A 15365-nucleotide genomic window follows, 5' to 3' on the forward strand; every position below is an offset into this window, starting at 1 on the left:
GAAAAAGTCAGTTTTTGATCAAATCCGCGCTGCCAGTTCGGCTCCCTGACGAATTGCGCGTTTAGCATCCAGCTCTGCAGCAACATCTGCACCACCAATGATATGGGTCGTAATACCCTTGCTTTCCAGCTCTGACTGCAACGGACGAAATGGCAACTGCCCCGCGCAGACAACTACATTGTCTACTTCCAGCAGTTCGCTTTTTCCATCGCGTTCGATCTCGATGCCGCCAGCGACAATCCGCTTATAGGTCACGCTATTGAGCATTTTGACCCCTTTCTTTTTAAGCGTGTTGCGGTGCACCCAACCCGATGTTTTGCCAAGTCCGGCACCAACCTTGGTTTCTTTACGCTGCATCAGGTAAACCTCGCGTGGGTTTGGCTCAGCCAGTGACTGCGTCAACAGTGCCCCTCTATTCGCATAGGTCTTATCGATGCCCCAAATCTTGTGCCATTCATCCGGGTGCAGGGTCGGTGATTCCGTAGTCGTAAGGTACTCTGAGACATCAAAGCCAATCCCACCAGCACCAATGACCGCGACTCGTTTACCCACCTCTTTATGGTCCCGCAAGACATCCAGGTAGCCCAGTACATGCGGCAGATCGGCGCCTTCAATGGCTAAATCACGCGGCTTAACACCCGTCGCCAGAATGACTTCATCGAATTTCTCATCGGCCAGGCGGTCAGCTGTCTTCGTCTCGCCCAGATGCACCTGCACACCCGTTTCCTTGAGACGCTGTTTAAAGTAGCGAATGGTTTCAAAAAACTCTTCTTTACCGGGGATCTGTTTCGCGTAATTAAACTGACCACCGACCTCGCTGGCTTTATCGTATAAATGGACCTCATGGCCCCGTTCTGCGGCATAGCAGGCAAATGCCAGGCCGGCCGGGCCGGCACCTACTACAGCTAAACGCTTAGCTGAGGCTACCGGTTTCATCTCCAGCTCGGTTTCAAAACAGGCCAATGGATTGACCAGACAAGTCGCGCGCTTGTTTTTAAATACGTGATCAAGACAGGCCTGGTTGCAGGCAATGCAGGTATTAATGCGTTCAGGTGCGCCCTGCTCAGCTTTGTTCACAAACTCAGGATCAGCCAGCAACGGACGCGCCATCGACACCATATCGGCTTCACCGTCGGCGAGGATTTTTTCAGCAATCTCGGGAGTATTGATACGGTTGCACGCCACCACAGGCACCTTGAGCTCCTGCTTTAAACGCGCAGTAATCCAGCTAAACGCGCCGCGTGGCACCGAGGTGACGATGGTAGGAACACGCGCTTCGTGCCAGCCGATGCCGGTGTTAATAATAGTGGCGCCGGTTGCTTCCGCGGCCTTACCCAGTTCGATCACCTCATCCAGGTTATGACCGTCTTCAACCAGATCGATCATCGACAGCCGATATATAAGAATAAACTTCTCACCCACCGCTTCGCGAATGGCCTTGATGATTGCCAGAGGGAACTGCATGCGGTTGGCAAAACTACCACCCCATTTATCTGTTCGTTTATTCGTCCGCGGGCATAGGAACTGATTAATTAAGTAGCCTTCTGAGCCCATCACTTCGACGCCATCGTAACCCGCTTGCTGCGCTTTTTTCGCCGCCCGGGCATAGTGTCTGATAGTTTTTTCAATCTGCCGCTGGCTCATCTCGCTTGGCTTAAATGGCGTAATCGGCGCTTTGATAGCACTTGGCGCTAAACTAAAGGGGTGATACGCGTAGCGTCCTGCATGCAATATCTGCAGGCAAATTTTTGCATCGTGCTGGTGCACCGCATCGGTCACAATTTTATGCTTTTTAACATGCCAGGGATGGCTTATCTGACTACCATGAGGGGTGAGCCGACCACGAACGTTGGGGCTGATACCACCGGTCACGATCAGCCCGACACCGCCTTTTGCCCGTTCGGCATAAAAAGCCGCCATTTTCTCAAAGCCACCCTTTGCCTCTTCGAGACCCGTGTGCATGGAGCCCATAAGGACGCGGTTTTTGAGCGTCGTAAAACCTAAGTCTAAAGGCTGGAAAAGATGCGTATATGGCGTGGTCATAACTCTGTCCTGTTCTGGTCGTACCTGTAAAGCATCCACTTTAAAGGGAACGGCGACGGCAGGCAAGTTAGTCTGTGCGTGAATGGCTAAAGAGCTGGCATCGAAGGGATTATTCATCTAGCTTAAAAAGCGACGCTTACTTTCAATAAACAGGTGACAACTTGAGCAACAAACCGATGAGCATTTTGCTGGCCTTTGTTATCGCCGTGCTAGTGGCTGCTGTACTTGGGACCATATTCCAAACTCAGCTGAATCTGGCTGCGACCGGCAACTTTGGACCACCGATTAGTTTTCCTATGCGACTAAGCAACACCTGGCATGATTTACGCTACTTTGGCCCGCTCTATCTGGCTATTATTACCTGCACCTTTCTGGTCTCTTTTAGTATTGCCGAACTCGTCGCCCGCCTCTTTCCAGGCCAGCGTATCGTCTGGCTAACCCTGGCCGCCGTAGCTGGGCTATGGGTCTGCTTTCAGGTCATTGATGCCCTGGCGCCAATGCCAACATTTATCGCCGCAACCCGCGGCAGCGGAGGGACCCTAATCATGCTGCTCGCGGCTGCTATTGGAGCCGTCACCTACACCTTACTCAGCAGCCCACTTAACGCGCCTGAAGACCAGCCCCGGGATGCTGAGAATAAGGATACTGAGACCAATGATACTGAAGACAAAAAGGCCTAATATGCGCACTATGTTGCAACCGTTCCGACTGTCTCTGATGGCCGCATTGCTGGTCAGCGCCTCGCCGGCATTTGCCGACTACACCACTACTGTTATCAGTGATGAACTTGAATACCCCTGGGGGATGGAGATGTTACCGGATGGACGAATTCTGGTGACTGAGCAAACCGGTGCACTGCGGATCATCAATGCAGAGGGTGAACTGGTCGAAGAGCCCATAGCCAATGTGCCTGAAGCCTGGGTTGAAGGCCATGGCGGTTTGTTCGACGTCAAACTGGCGCCTGACTTTGCTGATAGCAACCGTATTTACCTGAGCTATGCCTGTGGCACCCGAAAAAATAGCAGCACCTGTCTGGCCCGGGCTGTATTCGCCGACGATACCCTGAACCAGGTCGAAGAGATTTTTCGTTCGTCGCCAGGCCGTGAAGGCAGTGCCCATTATGGCGGTCGTTTCACATTTTTAGCAGATAACACCCTGGTGCTGGGGCTCGGAGATGGGTTTGATTACCGGGAACAGGCGCAGAATCCAGAAAATCACATTGGCAGCGTCGTCCGACTTAATATGGATGGAAGTATCCCGGCCGACAACCCCTTTGTCGGACTCGCACATGCCGCCCCTGGAACCTATTCGTATGGTCATCGAAACGTGCAGGGGATCGTTTATGATCCGCAAAGCGACCGCCTTTATACCAACGAACACGGCCCGAAAGGCGGTGACGAACTTAACCTGATGCGCGCAGGCGCGAACTACGGCTGGCCGCTGATTACCGGTGGGATCGACTACAATAACGCCCGCATCACTCCGTACCAGCAACTCCCGGGGATGACATCGCCATTGCTCGAGTGGACCCCATCGATTGCCCCATCCGGGATGACGCTCTACCGCGGAGACGCCTTTGGCGACTGGCGCGGGGATTTTTTTGTTTCGGCGTTAGCAGCAAAAAAAGTGCAGCGCGTGCGGCTGGCAGGCAACCGGGTCATTGAGCAGGAAGATCTGTTTACTGAGCTGGATCGTAGAATTCGTTATGTCTACACCGGTGCTGATGGCTATCTATATCTGCTTACCGACCATCAGAACGGTGAATTAATTCGTGTGACCCCACAAGGAGAACACCATGAGTAAATTATCCCGCGACGAGCTTTTATCGAAGGCCATGTACATTAATGGCAACTGGCTGCAAGGCGACGCAACCTTTGACGTCAGCAACCCGGCATCTGGTGAAGTAGTCGGCCAGGTAGCGAGCGCCAGCCAGAAAAACGTTGAACAGGCAATTGACGCCGCACATAAAGCACTGCAAAGCTGGCGTCGCTGCACCGCTGAACAGCGCGGCAAAAAGCTCCGTCAATGGTACGACGCTATTATGGAACACCAGCAGCCGCTGGCTGAAATTATGACGCTGGAGCAAGGCAAACCCGTCGCCGAAGCAGCTGGCGAAATAGCCTATGGCGCCAGCTTCGTCGAATGGTTTGCAGAAGAGGCGCGGCGCGTCCGTGGTGATATTCTGCCGTTATTAAGCGAAGGTCAGCAAACACGGGTCATTAAGCAGCCCGTTGGTGTGGTCGGCTGCATAACCCCGTGGAACTTTCCAAATGCAATGATTACCCGCAAAGTAGCGCCAGCTTTGGCAGCTGGTTGCACCGTCGTGGTTAAGCCACCCAGTCTGACGCCGCTTTCTGCGCTGGCGCTTGCGGTGCTGGCTGAGAAAGTTGGGATCCCGCCAGGGGTGATTAATATTGTTCCCACTGACGATGCGAAAATGTTCAGCGAAACACTGTGCAGCAATGAAAAAGTGCGCAAATTATCCTTCACCGGGTCAACCAAAGTCGGTCAGAACCTGATGCGACTGTGCGCTGAAAACGTGATGAAAGTATCGTTGGAACTCGGTGGTAATGCGCCTTTTATCGTGTTTGACGATGCCGACCTGGATGTCGCTGTGGAGCAGTTTATAGCCTGTAAATTTCGCAATGCCGGGCAAACCTGTATCAGCGCGAACCGGGTGTTAGTTCAGAAGGACATTCACGATGCATTCGTCGGGAAGCTGTCCGCCGCAATGAAGGAACTGAAAATAGGCGATGGTATGCAAGACGGCGTCGATATGGGGCCGCTGATTAACCAGGACGCCGTGGAGAAAGCGCAGGAACTGGTCAGGGATGCCCTGGAACAGGGCGCTTCCTGCGAGCTTGAGGGCGGTCAGCGTACGGATATCGGAGCCCTGTTTTACGCTCCCGAACTCCTGACGGGCATTCGCAATGATATGAAAATTGCCAATACAGAAATTTTTGCGCCGGTGGTTGCAGTGCAGCGTTTCGACACTGAAGACGACGGCATTCAACTCGCCAACGATACCGAGTACGGATTAGCGGCCTATTTCTGTGCCTCCTCCGTGCAGCGCATTCACCGTGTCAGTGAAGCGCTTGAGGCTGGTTTGGTCGGTATCAACGCCGGTGCGATTTCCAATGCGCTGCACCCTTTTGGAGGCATGAAGCAATCAGGTATTGGCCGTGAAGGCTCACATTATGGTATTGATGAATACCTGGAAATTAAAACCTTAATACAAGGTAATCTATGACAGCAATAGAACAGCTCCGCGCCACCTTCTCACGCGGGGTGACCCGTTCAATGGACTGGCGTTTTAGTCAGTTAGAGGGCATTGAGCGCTTTTTAACAGAGCAGACGGACGTGCTTAGCGCCGCGCTAAAAGCCGATCTAGGTAAAAGTAATGCGGAGGCCTGGACTACTGAGATTGGCTTCACCCTTAAGGATGTTCAGTATACCCGCAAGCACCTCAGAAAATGGCTCAAACCACGCAGGGTATCGACCCCTTTGGTGGCGCGGCCCGGACACAGCAAAATAACCCTCGAGCCCTTAGGGGTGGTGCTCATTTTCGGAGCCTGGAACTATCCGCTGCAGTTGAGCCTGAGCCCGTTAATTGCGGCCCTGGCCGCGGGTAACTGTGCGCTGTTAAAGCCTTCTGAAGTAAGCCCTGCAACCAGTAAAGTCCTGGCTGATGTACTACCCGGCTATCTCGACAGCAATGCGGTTGAGGTGCTGGAGGGGGATGCCGATGTGGCAACTGAGCTGCTCAAACAGCGCTTCGACCATATCTTTTACACTGGCGGCGGCACGGTTGGTAAAATAGTCATGCGTGCTGCCGCTGAGCACCTCACCCCAGTCACGCTTGAACTGGGGGGAAAGAGTCCGGTTCTGGTCAGTCGTTATTGCGATATAAAAACCACCGCTCGCAGAATAGCCTGGGGCAAATGGCTTAATGCAGGGCAAACCTGTATTGCACCTGACTACGTGCTGGTTGATGCCAGCGTTAAAGAACAGCTGGTTGCTGAGTTACTCAATGCCATTCAGTCGTTCTACGGCGACGAACCGCAACGCAGCAAGGACTACGGGCGGATAGTCAATGACCGTCATTTCAACCGCTTACTTGGTCTGTTAGATGAACACAACGTCATTAACCATAAAGATTATGATCGCCGCGAACGTTTTATGGCACCCATGCTGGTTGACGATCCGCCAGCGCACAGTGCGCTTATGCAGGAAGAGATCTTTGGCCCCCTGCTGCCGATCTGCGCGGTTGACAATCTCGACCGGGCCATCGCTAAAATTCAGAATGGCAGCAAGCCGCTGGCCTGTTACGCCTTTACCCATGATAAAAATGAACAACAACGAATTGAACAGCATATAAGCTGCGGCACGCTTTGTTTTAATGACACCCTGGTGTTTATGCTCAATCCGGAGTTGCCTTTTGGTGGCGTCGGTAACAGCGGCATGGGGCGATACCATGGAGAGTACGGGGTGCAAACCTTTTCCCACCAGAAGCCGGTGATGACGCGTCGTTTCATGCTTGACGTCGCACTGCGTTATCCTCCGTTTAACAAACAAAAGCTGAGCTGGCTGAAAAAGCTGATGTAATAGCCTTGAAGTTAGATCGACTGCCCTTATTTAAACTAAGACAGTAGACAGATCCCTTAGAATGGACCACCAAACGAGAAGGTACTTAGGTGCAAGCACAGAATATTATTGATATTAACGAACAAAACGCACAGCAGGTGCTGATCCAGGGCTCGCAAGAGAAAGTCGTTCTTATCGACTTCTGGGCGGACTGGTGCGAGCCATGTAAGCAGCTGACTCCTGTGCTGGAAAAAATCGCCGCGGATTACCCCCATGATCTGATTCTTGCCAAAATCAACTGTGAAGAGCAGCAGGCGATTGCCGCTCAGTTTGGTGTGCAAAGCCTGCCTACTTTGGTCGTTTTCAAAGATGGTCAGCCCGTCGACGGGTTGAGCGGAGCACAGCCGGAATCGGCGATTCGTCAAATGCTGGCCAATTACCTGCCCCAACCGCAGGACGAAGCACTGGCGTTAGCCAAGCAGGCACTTGGTGAAGAAAATTTTGAAGTGGCCTACGAACAGGCGAAGCAGGCATTTGATTTGGCCCCCGACGATGCTGCTGCGCGGCTTATTCTGGCTGACGCAGCCGCCAGCATTGGCCATACTGAGCAGGCAAAAGAGCTGTTAAAAGCGCTAACCATTGCCGATCAGGATTCTTACTACCAACAGATCCTGGCTAAAATCAAACTCGCCGAAGACGCCGCTGACAGTCCTGAAGTGAAGGCGCTTGAAGACGAACTCGCGACGCAACCGGATAATCTCGAGCTGCAGCTTAAGTTGGCAGTTCAATACCATCAGGTTCGCCGTCATGGCGAGGCACTGGATTTATTATTCAAGGTGCTGCAAACCGATATGAACTTTGCCGACGCGAAGAAAACGACCCTCGATGTCATTAATAATTTACCGGCCGGTGATCCTCTGGCCGCGAGCGCGCGTAGAAAATTGTACAGCATGCTTTATTAGCTGCTGTCGCTAGCAACGAGTTTAGGCCGGCTCCCTCAGCCGGTCTTTTTTTGTCTAAAATTCGCCGATAACGTCGCTATACGCGAAAAGCCAGATCTTTGCAGACCTGGCTTTGAATGTGTTTTTTACAGATTGAGAATCAGTAGCGGCTACGACAGCTCATCCAACTGCAGTTTAATATCAACTTCGCTGCCATCTTCGTCATAGCCTTCAACCTCTACTTCACCATCTGAGCTGACGGCAATTTCATCGAAGCGGTGAATACCGCCTTCCTTGCCGTGTTCCATCGCTTTTTGCAGTTGCGACAAGTCCAGACCCCAGGCCTCACGCGAATAGCGTTCATGCTCTTCCTGATGCACATCGCCATCAGCGTTAAAGACTACTTCGCTATGCATGCCGTCACGGGCAAAACCTTCCACTTCAACGCGGTCACCTGATTTCCATTCAACTTCTGTGACATGGCTAAAACCATAATCATCCAGCCAATCATTAACCTTACCATGATCATCTGCCAGTACCGGGGCCGATACCATCAGTCCCAGGGCGACTGCACCTGCAAGTATGCTTTTTGCTTTCATCATATCGTCCTCTGCTTAAAGTAGGTTTCAAACTTTCCAGATAAGTATAGGCACCCCACAGCACCCAGGATGTAAACCTTTAGCAAAGGTCAACCCGAAATCGTTGCGCAGGATCATGAAAACTAACCCAAAAGTAGGATAGGCTGCGATACAAACTAAAACCATCAGGGGGCGTTGTGGGTAAGTTTTTTCATGGGTTAACCTTTAAATTATTAGTCTTGGTCGTCATTGTAGGCTCGGTGCCGTTATCCATTCTGGGTGGTTTTACATTTTTTATGACCAAAGCCAATATGGAACAAAGCCTTGAGCAGCAACTAATGTTCGCTGCCGAAGACGCCGCAACACGAGCCCGTCAACTGGTCCAGGTATCACCCGACGCACTTGCTACTGCTGACAGCCGTGCTCGTCTGACTGAACAAATGCAGTTAGCCAGCCTGGGTCAGCAAGGGCGCATCCGCCTTATCGAAACCAGCAATGCTGAGATCCCTGACTATCATGCCGTCGCCAGCGTGCCTCTGGGCTCTGCTGCTCAACTGAATCAATGGAAGGTACAGGCGTTGTTGCCGGAAGATGCTCTGTACGCACCCGTCAGGCAACTCAACCTGGTGATGTGGACACTCTGGGTAATTGCATTTATTACCGCACTCTCGATTGGTTATGCGTTCGCGCGCAGACTGTTACGCCCTTTGCATGCCCTCCTCGAGCGCCTGACCAATATAGCCAGCGGTGACGCTGATCTGACACAGCACCTGGAAGTCAGCGGTGAGGATGAATTCGCCCAGGTCGCCGCCGCATTCAATCGTTTTATTGCCAATCTGCGCAGCGTCGTTGGCGAGCTGGCCAGTACCTCACAAACCCTTGCCAGTCAGGCGCAGCAAAGCATGCACAATGCAGAGCAATCACAGCAGGCACTGACCCGCCAGCATAATCAGGTCGATATGGTCGCCACCGCAATGAATGAAATGACCACGACGGTTCATGAAGTAGCCCAGAACACTCAGGAAGCATCGCATAGCGCCAATGCAGCAATCAGTGCCACCGATGAAGGGCACGACGTGGTCGATGCCACCATCCGCTCAATTGGAAACCTCGCCAACGAAGTTGAGCAGGCGGCGAAAGTTATCACCGCGCTGAAAGAAGAAAGTGTCAGTATCAGCGGCATCCTCGATGCCATTCGAAGTATTGCAGATCAAACCAACCTGCTGGCCCTGAATGCCGCTATTGAGGCGGCCCGTGCAGGTGAAGCCGGGCGTGGTTTTGCCGTGGTCGCCGACGAAGTTCGCACGCTCGCGATTCGGGTGTCTGAGGCGACCGACGAAATCCACAGTATGATCACCAAACTACAGAAAAGCTCTGATGATGCGGTGGCCGTCATGGACCGCGGTCAGGAGCAGGCAGCGCAAAGCGTCAGCGATGCAGAGCAAACCGGATTGGCATTGCAGCGCATTCGTGAGGCGATTTATCAGATTAACGATATGAATGCGCAGGTCGCGGCCGCCTCTGAAGAGCAAAGCACTGTCGCCGAGGACATCAACCGCAATGTGGTGACAATTTCTGAACTCGCTTACGAAACAGCGACACAATCGAATGAAGTCGCCACAGCGAGTGAACAACTGAACCAGTTGGCGGAGACGCTGCAGGCTATCGTCCGTCGCTTCAAATATTAAAGCGGAATTTGACTTCCACTAATCGCTGTGGATAATAACGCCCGACCCTCAGGGGAGTAGTCGCTTCTGGCCCCCAGCCAGAAGGTGCATGTCAACATAATTGGCTGAAAACGAGCCATGGTATGCACGGCAGTAGCTTGACGAGACCTGTGGTGGAACTGTACAGACAGGCGGATGCCTGGCTGTGCCTGTAGCCGGGCAGCGCAGTAACACCACATGGAAACGACACGCTGCCCGGCCGGATTCTTATCATGGATGCTTTTTTCTTATCTATCATCACGGTTGGTATTGCTGAAGTCGGCGACCGCTCCCTGTTTCTGGCATTATTATTTGGCTTGCGCTACCAGCGGCCCTGGCCGGTGTTTGCCGGGATGGCTATCGGTCTGTTCCTCAATCAGGTCGTATCAGCCTTGTTTGGGATCTGGTTATTTAGCTTTCTTCAGGCTGACTGGCAAGGCTGGCTAGTGGGTATTGCTTTCCTGGTGATGGCGGTGTGGGTGCTAATACCTGAAGACGACGAGGTCAAAACTGATCTTAAAACACGTCACCTGGTGTTCGCTGCAGCCGTGGGTTTCTTCTTACTTGAGATGGCAGATAAAACGCAGCTGGTGGTGATTACGCTGGCTGGCAGCTACCAGGCATTCTGGCCTGTGGTGCTGGGTTCCACCATCGGCATTCTTGCAGTCACCACGCCCGCACTCTGGCTTGGTTACCGGTTTGCCAATAAATTGCCGCTGCAAACCATGAAATGGGTTGCCTGCGCACTGTTCCTTGTTTTAGGTCTGCTGGTATTGCTGCAGGCAGCCGGAGTCACCGGTGACACCAGTTGGTTTAACTTTGATGCATGGTTACCTGACCACCCTGCCCTGGATTCTCCACCGTCAGCCTCGCTGTCAGTCCATTAGCACGCTGCCAGCACCACCTGATTACGCCCCTGATTTTTAGCCTGGTACAGAGCATCATCCGATGCTCTGAGCAGTTTCTGGTAATCCGGATGGCCATCAAACACACTAACCCCAATACTCACCGAAACCGATACCTCTTCGTCACGCGCAATTCGAAACGGCTCGGCCGCCACCAGAGCGCAGAGCTCTTTCGACTTTTTCATCGCCTGCTCATGGTTTACATCCACCAATACGATCAAAAACTCTTCTCCGCCCATCCGGAAAACGTAGTCCCCAGCCCTGCTATGGTTCATTAACAACGCCGCTACCTGTTGCAGGATCATGTCTCCGGCTTCATGCCCATAGCGGTCATTGACCGGTTTAAAATGGTCAATATCAACGGTGAGTACGGCAAAGGATTCTTTGCTTTTTTGCGCCGTCGCCACCTGCTTGCTCATGACCACGGGTAGAAACTTGCGGTTCAGTAACCGGGTTAGTGCGTCACGCCCGGCCTCGAGCGCGTCATTCTGATCAAACAGGTATTCAATATGAAAGGCAATACTCTTACAGTTTTCCCGCAACTCGCGCAGTAACGCCATCGGGTCCTGAGCTGCCGTCGCCAGGTCACCAAGCACAGGGACGATTTCAGTATCAATATGTTTCATTGCTTGCTGAATCATTATGGTTTCACGCATGCCTTCAAAAGCATGGGCACCTTTATGACGAAACCAAAGGCCAAACTCAGACCCCTGAATGCGTGGCAACTGAGCCTGGGAAACGCCCATCGCTTTTTCAAACATAAACTGGTTTTCCCAATCCAGAAGCGCCGCTCGTTGCCGCTGCTTCTCGCTCGCTACGTTCTCAGCCACTGAGAACAGCCGATAGGCTTCTTCTGCTCTGGCATTGCGTTCGTGGGAGTGACAGTATGCGTGACTCATGATTTCTATGGCGACATCGATGAGCTCCGCCACATAATGTCGCGCACCCGGCTCGTTCAGCCGTTCACCTAACTGGTTCTTCAATGCACGTGCACCGCGCATTACTAAGTGCACCGGGATGCCAATCCGGGCATGAACCTCCCCCACATGATGCTGCACATCGACGGCTTCAATGACCGAGGTTGGGGTCTCTGCGGTTGAAAAAAGGTTTTCTATCCATTTCTGCATGGAACCATGCAAGCGGGTGCGAACGTCCTCATGAGTGAGGTACTGACTGCTATCATTGTCACTTAGCATTTGCTGATAAAAATACGAGGCGAGCTCGCTTTTATACTGACAGGCAACCTGATTGGCATAACTGCGTGTCTGCTGGTCGTAGTGTTCAAGTAGCGCTTGCCACTGGTTAGCCTGTCGCTGTGCACAAAAGGTTTTCATACTGCAGTCCCCCGATTGGTTTACCGCAGTATAGGTAGGATTGAATTAGGCGATGTTGATCTACACCAAGGCTTCTTTACTGAACAGGTTCTACCTGTCTTGACGGATCAACAGCATCTTCACCCAGTGCCAGCCGCTCCAGACACTCGGCCCGTTCACGGTCATCATCAATGAGCTGACACTCCGCCATCCGCGCATCGCGCTCTGCATCACTCATATCAGTCGACGAGCATGCGACCATAACAGCGCAGGCTGCCAGTAAAGCAAAAATCCGAATTCCCATTGCATGCCTCTCTTCTTCTAATCTAATAAAGAAAACTCAAGTTGTTCATTAGCTTAGCAGAAAGCGTTAGAATGCCCCAATGAATGCAGACAGCCTTACATTAGACCCCGCGCAGGAACAGGTAGCACAGCGCCTTAACCATCTGCGCCAGCGTCTGGAACAACAGCAGGAATGCGAGCGGGGCCTTTATATTGAAGGGCCTGTTGGTCGTGGTAAAAGCATGCTGATGAACCAGTTTTACCAAAAGCTGCAGTGCCCCGCTAAGATCCGTTTGCATTATCATCATTTTATGCGCCGGGTTCATCAGGCTCTGCAACAGCATGCGGGTAAAGAAAACCCGTTGCGCCATGTAGCTATCGACTGGGCAGCCAACTATCGGGTTCTTTGCCTCGATGAGTTCATGGTTGAGGATATTGCCGATGCGATGCTACTTGGAACCTTGTGGACGCATCTGTTTGCACTCGATGTGATCCTGGTGACCACATCGAACACCGCCCCTGACCAGCTGTATCGCAATGGCTTACAACGGGACCGGTTCCTCCCCGCTATTGAGCAAATCAAACTGCATTGTGAAGTGGTGCATCTGGACGGTGGTAGCGACTATCGATTGTCAGAACAGACAGAGAATCCCCCCTACTACTGGCTGCAGCAAAGCGAGCAGGCCTTTCGTCAGCATGTCGAGAACCTTGCTGCTGAACTGTCGGCCCCGCACACGCTGGAGGTACTCGGCCGGCCGCTTGAATGCCGTGGCAGCAACGAAGCAGTGGCTCTTTTTGATTTTGCAGATTTATGTGACGGGCCGCGCAGTCAGCGCGATTATATGGAATTAGCCAGCCGCTATCGGGCGATTGCGGTAAATCAGCTGCCAGCTTTCAGTTACCAGGCTGAAAAAGCGATTGTTCACGGCGTCGAGGAATCGTACCAGCGCGAGCATCAGGAAACCCACTTCAGCAAACGGGACAACGAGGCCCGCCGCTTTATTGCACTGGTTGATGAGTGCTACGACCGCCAGTGCCTGCTCTTGATCAATGCTGAAAAAATGCCGGCTGAACTCTATCAGGCCAAACAGCTGGCAGTACCCTTTGCACGCTGCAGCTCAAGACTGTACGAGATGCAACGCTGGCCTCTTACGCTTTCTTAACGAACTCTGACTTCAGTTTCATCGGCCCGATACCGTCAATTTTACAATCGATATCATGGTCGCCATCAACCAAACGTATATTTTTCACTTTAGTCCCTACTTTGACCACCAGTGACGATCCCTTGACTTTCAGATCCTTGATCACAGTCACGGTATCGCCATCCTGCAGCGGATTACCATTGGCATCACGAATGCCCGCACTCTGCTCAGAGGTGTCCGCTTCAGCAAGCGTTGACCATTCATGGGCACATTCCGGACAGACCAGCATATTGCCATCTTCATAGGTATATTCAGAGCCACATTGAGGGCAATTCGGTAAGCTACTCATGAGCGCGCCTTATTCGTTTGCGAAGTCGGAAAGACGCAGGATCATGCCAGACGGCTTGATGGAAGTCTATATTCGACACGGGCCCCGCATAACAATATGCATAACTATAATAAAGGTCGGCCCACAAATGCTATATACTGGTTTGCAAATTCTTAATCTGGGCAGGAACTTAGTAGTAACATGACGGACGCCACAGAACGCACAATTGCCACCCCCATTCGAGGTTTTGCCTGGATGCTTGCCGCGCTGGTTGCGCTCGGTCCGCTGGCCATTGACGCTTACCTGCCGGCTATCCCGAGCATGGCCAACGACTTAAACACCTCTTTGCATCAGATTGAAATTACCCTCAGCCTTTTCCTGCTTGGCTTCGCTGCAGGTCAGCTCTTTGGTGGGCCGCTGTCAGATAAACACGGCCGACGTCTGACAATTCTGATTGGCCTGACGCTGTTCATGCTGGGTAGCCTGCTCACCGCAATAGGCTGGCGCATTGAGCTACTCTGGGTGGGCCGGTTATTACAGGCCTTTGGCGGCGGCATGGGGGTGGTTAATACCATGGCCATGGTACGTGACCGCTATTCCGGACGTGAGAGCGCGCAGGTGCTGTCGCAAATTGTTACCATCCTGATGATAGCCCCTCTGGCAGCACCTTTTATTGGCAGTTTCCTGCTTCTATTCGCCGATTGGCGTGCCATTTTTATGTTTCTGTTTGCGTATGCTGCCGTCTTGCTTCTGGTACTCAGACTCAATCTTCCGGAAACCAGGCTCGCTCAGCACGTCACTATTATCAGTCCGTTACGGCGTTACCTGGCTGTGCTCAAGAGCCGCCCCGCACTGGCATTCCTATTTTCGACCGCTATGGCAAACGCGGGTATGTTTGCATTCATTACCGGCTCGCCCGGTGTGTACATGGGCCACTACGGAGCCAGTGAAGCGCTCTACCCGTTCCTCTTCGGCGCTAATATTCTGACACTTACCATCAGTAACCAGATCAATATTCGTTTGTTACGTCATTTTGACGCCCGACTTATTCTGCGTGCCGCTCAATACGGCCAGTTACTGATTGGTGCTACGATGCTGGCGGCGTTGCTATGGCTGCCATTAACCTTGTTTACCCTGGTGCCTCTGGTGATGCTATTTGTGGGTATGCAAGGCTTTATCGTTGCCAACGGCATGTCCAGTGCAACTGATTTTTTCCCGCACAGTGCGGCGACCGCAACCGCATTAATCAGTGCCAGCGGCTTTACCCTGGGAGCAATCTCTGGCGCTCTGGTCGGCTTTTTTGGCGATGGTTCACCGCTCGCCATGGTCTCAATTATGGCAATTTGCCCGTTACTCGGCATTGTCTTGCGCAGCCTGTTACAACGCTAAACCCTCTCGTTAGCAACAGTACTGAATGTTAGCACCAGTTTACACTGCACACCGCAGGACCACGGCTATTTAACTGCTCGGATTTGCCGCCGAGCAGTAAAACCTGATATAACCGATGCCACTTCTGCAAACTATAACGAAAATAAAGGGGTGT

The 15365-nt window shown here is 52.4% G+C and carries 14 protein-coding genes and 1 riboswitch; of the genes, 9 read left to right on the forward strand and 5 right to left on the reverse strand.

Annotated features, from left to right (window positions below; translation table 11 throughout):
• Positions 1 to 18 precede the first annotated feature (18 nt).
• Positions 19 to 2043: an NADPH-dependent 2,4-dienoyl-CoA reductase gene (locus tag CWE12_RS12060; protein WP_126789953.1), complete on the reverse strand. Its 2025-nt coding sequence runs from the start codon at positions 2041 to 2043 to the stop codon at positions 19 to 21.
• Positions 2044 to 2204: 161 nt separating this feature from the next.
• On the opposite strand from CWE12_RS12060, the gene CWE12_RS12065 reads away from it, so the two are divergent.
• The 5 genes from CWE12_RS12065 to trxA all read left to right on the forward strand — a co-directional run bounded on the left by CWE12_RS12065 (position 2205) and on the right by trxA (position 7589).
• Positions 2205 to 2723 carry a hypothetical protein gene (locus CWE12_RS12065; protein WP_126789954.1) on the forward strand — a complete coding sequence of 173 codons (519 nt, stop codon included), beginning with the start codon at positions 2205 to 2207 and terminating at the stop codon, positions 2721 to 2723.
• A 1-nt stretch (position 2724) separates the two neighbouring features.
• Positions 2725 to 3846, forward strand: coding sequence for a PQQ-dependent sugar dehydrogenase (locus tag CWE12_RS12070; RefSeq protein ID WP_198675750.1), 1122 nt, complete (start codon positions 2725 to 2727; stop codon positions 3844 to 3846).
• The gene (locus CWE12_RS12075; RefSeq protein ID WP_126789955.1) at positions 3839 to 5293 is read left to right on the forward strand and encodes an NAD-dependent succinate-semialdehyde dehydrogenase; all 1455 of its coding nucleotides are present in this window, start codon (positions 3839 to 3841) and stop codon (positions 5291 to 5293) included. The genes CWE12_RS12070 and CWE12_RS12075 overlap by 8 nt, the downstream gene beginning before the upstream one ends.
• Positions 5290 to 6648, forward strand: coding sequence for an aldehyde dehydrogenase family protein (locus CWE12_RS12080; protein ID WP_126789956.1), 1359 nt, complete (start codon positions 5290 to 5292; stop codon positions 6646 to 6648). Before CWE12_RS12075 ends, CWE12_RS12080 begins: the two co-directional genes overlap by 4 nt.
• Before the next feature lie 89 nt (positions 6649 to 6737).
• Positions 6738 to 7589: a thioredoxin gene (trxA, locus tag CWE12_RS12085; protein WP_126789957.1), complete on the forward strand. Its 852-nt coding sequence runs from the start codon at positions 6738 to 6740 to the stop codon at positions 7587 to 7589.
• 149 nt (positions 7590 to 7738) lie between these two features.
• On the opposite strand, the gene CWE12_RS12090 is transcribed toward trxA, so the two are convergent.
• Entirely contained in the window at positions 7739 to 8170 is a 432-nt protein-coding gene (locus tag CWE12_RS12090; RefSeq protein WP_126789958.1) for a hypothetical protein, read from the reverse strand.
• Positions 8171 to 8343: 173 nt separating this feature from the next.
• Here CWE12_RS12090 and CWE12_RS12095 point away from each other — a divergent pair, with 173 nt between their 5' ends.
• Both CWE12_RS12095 and CWE12_RS12100 read left to right on the forward strand, forming a co-directional pair.
• Positions 8344 to 9834, forward strand: coding sequence for a methyl-accepting chemotaxis protein (locus tag CWE12_RS12095; RefSeq protein WP_126789959.1), 1491 nt, complete (start codon positions 8344 to 8346; stop codon positions 9832 to 9834).
• Between the two features lie 46 nt (positions 9835 to 9880).
• A riboswitch (yybP-ykoY riboswitch) is annotated at positions 9881 to 10002 on the forward strand.
• Positions 10003 to 10085: 83 nt separating this feature from the next.
• Positions 10086 to 10739 (forward strand): TMEM165/GDT1 family protein, encoded by a 654-nt coding sequence (locus CWE12_RS12100; protein ID WP_126789960.1) that lies wholly within the window; start codon positions 10086 to 10088, stop codon positions 10737 to 10739.
• Here the strand turns inward: CWE12_RS12100 and CWE12_RS12105 are convergent.
• Complete coding sequence (locus tag CWE12_RS12105; RefSeq protein ID WP_126789961.1) at positions 10736 to 12091, reverse strand: diguanylate cyclase; 1356 nt, start codon at positions 12089 to 12091, stop codon at positions 10736 to 10738. The two genes, CWE12_RS12100 and CWE12_RS12105, sit on opposite strands and share 4 nt — an antisense overlap.
• A 76-nt stretch (positions 12092 to 12167) precedes the next feature.
• Entirely contained in the window at positions 12168 to 12374 is a 207-nt protein-coding gene (locus tag CWE12_RS12110) for a hypothetical protein (RefSeq protein ID WP_126789962.1), read from the reverse strand.
• Positions 12375 to 12453: 79 nt separating this feature from the next.
• Between CWE12_RS12110 and zapE the strand changes: the two genes are divergently transcribed.
• Entirely contained in the window at positions 12454 to 13515 is a 1062-nt protein-coding gene (gene zapE / locus CWE12_RS12115; protein ID WP_126789963.1) for a cell division protein ZapE, read from the forward strand.
• On the opposite strand, the gene CWE12_RS12120 is transcribed toward zapE, so the two are convergent.
• On the reverse strand, positions 13502 to 13843 hold the full coding sequence (locus CWE12_RS12120; RefSeq protein ID WP_126789964.1) for a zinc ribbon domain-containing protein YjdM: 342 nt from the start codon (positions 13841 to 13843) through the stop codon (positions 13502 to 13504). The genes zapE and CWE12_RS12120 overlap by 14 nt on opposite strands.
• 180 nt (positions 13844 to 14023) lie before the next feature.
• Here CWE12_RS12120 and CWE12_RS12125 point away from each other — a divergent pair, with 180 nt between their 5' ends.
• Positions 14024 to 15211: a multidrug effflux MFS transporter gene (locus CWE12_RS12125; protein WP_126789965.1), complete on the forward strand. Its 1188-nt coding sequence runs from the start codon at positions 14024 to 14026 to the stop codon at positions 15209 to 15211.
• Positions 15212 to 15365: the final 154 nt, after the last annotated feature.

Source organism: Aliidiomarina sedimenti (genome assembly GCF_003986955.1).
Classification (GTDB): domain Bacteria; phylum Pseudomonadota; class Gammaproteobacteria; order Enterobacterales; family Alteromonadaceae; genus Aliidiomarina; species Aliidiomarina sedimenti.

What these genes read in the sequence shown, in the direction of transcription:
- CWE12_RS12100 (WP_126789960.1), top strand. Translation starts at nt 10,086, where the DNA reads ATGGATGCTTTTTTCTTATCTATCATCACGGTTGGTATTGCTGAAGTC.
- CWE12_RS12090 (WP_126789958.1), bottom strand. Translation starts at nt 8,170, where the DNA reads ATGATGAAAGCAAAAAGCATACTTGCAGGTGCAGTCGCCCTGGGACTG.
- CWE12_RS12105 (WP_126789961.1), bottom strand. Translation starts at nt 12,091, where the DNA reads ATGAAAACCTTTTGTGCACAGCGACAGGCTAACCAGTGGCAAGCGCTA.
- CWE12_RS12120 (WP_126789964.1), bottom strand. Translation starts at nt 13,843, where the DNA reads ATGAGTAGCTTACCGAATTGCCCTCAATGTGGCTCTGAATATACCTAT.
- CWE12_RS12060 (WP_126789953.1), bottom strand. Translation starts at nt 2,043, where the DNA reads ATGACCACGCCATATACGCATCTTTTCCAGCCTTTAGACTTAGGTTTT.
- CWE12_RS12070 (WP_198675750.1), top strand. Translation starts at nt 2,725, where the DNA reads ATGCGCACTATGTTGCAACCGTTCCGACTGTCTCTGATGGCCGCATTG.
- CWE12_RS12125 (WP_126789965.1), top strand. Translation starts at nt 14,024, where the DNA reads ATGACGGACGCCACAGAACGCACAATTGCCACCCCCATTCGAGGTTTT.
- CWE12_RS12080 (WP_126789956.1), top strand. Translation starts at nt 5,290, where the DNA reads ATGACAGCAATAGAACAGCTCCGCGCCACCTTCTCACGCGGGGTGACC.
- zapE (WP_126789963.1), top strand. Translation starts at nt 12,454, where the DNA reads ATGAATGCAGACAGCCTTACATTAGACCCCGCGCAGGAACAGGTAGCA.
- CWE12_RS12075 (WP_126789955.1), top strand. Translation starts at nt 3,839, where the DNA reads ATGAGTAAATTATCCCGCGACGAGCTTTTATCGAAGGCCATGTACATT.
- CWE12_RS12110 (WP_126789962.1), bottom strand. Translation starts at nt 12,374, where the DNA reads ATGGGAATTCGGATTTTTGCTTTACTGGCAGCCTGCGCTGTTATGGTC.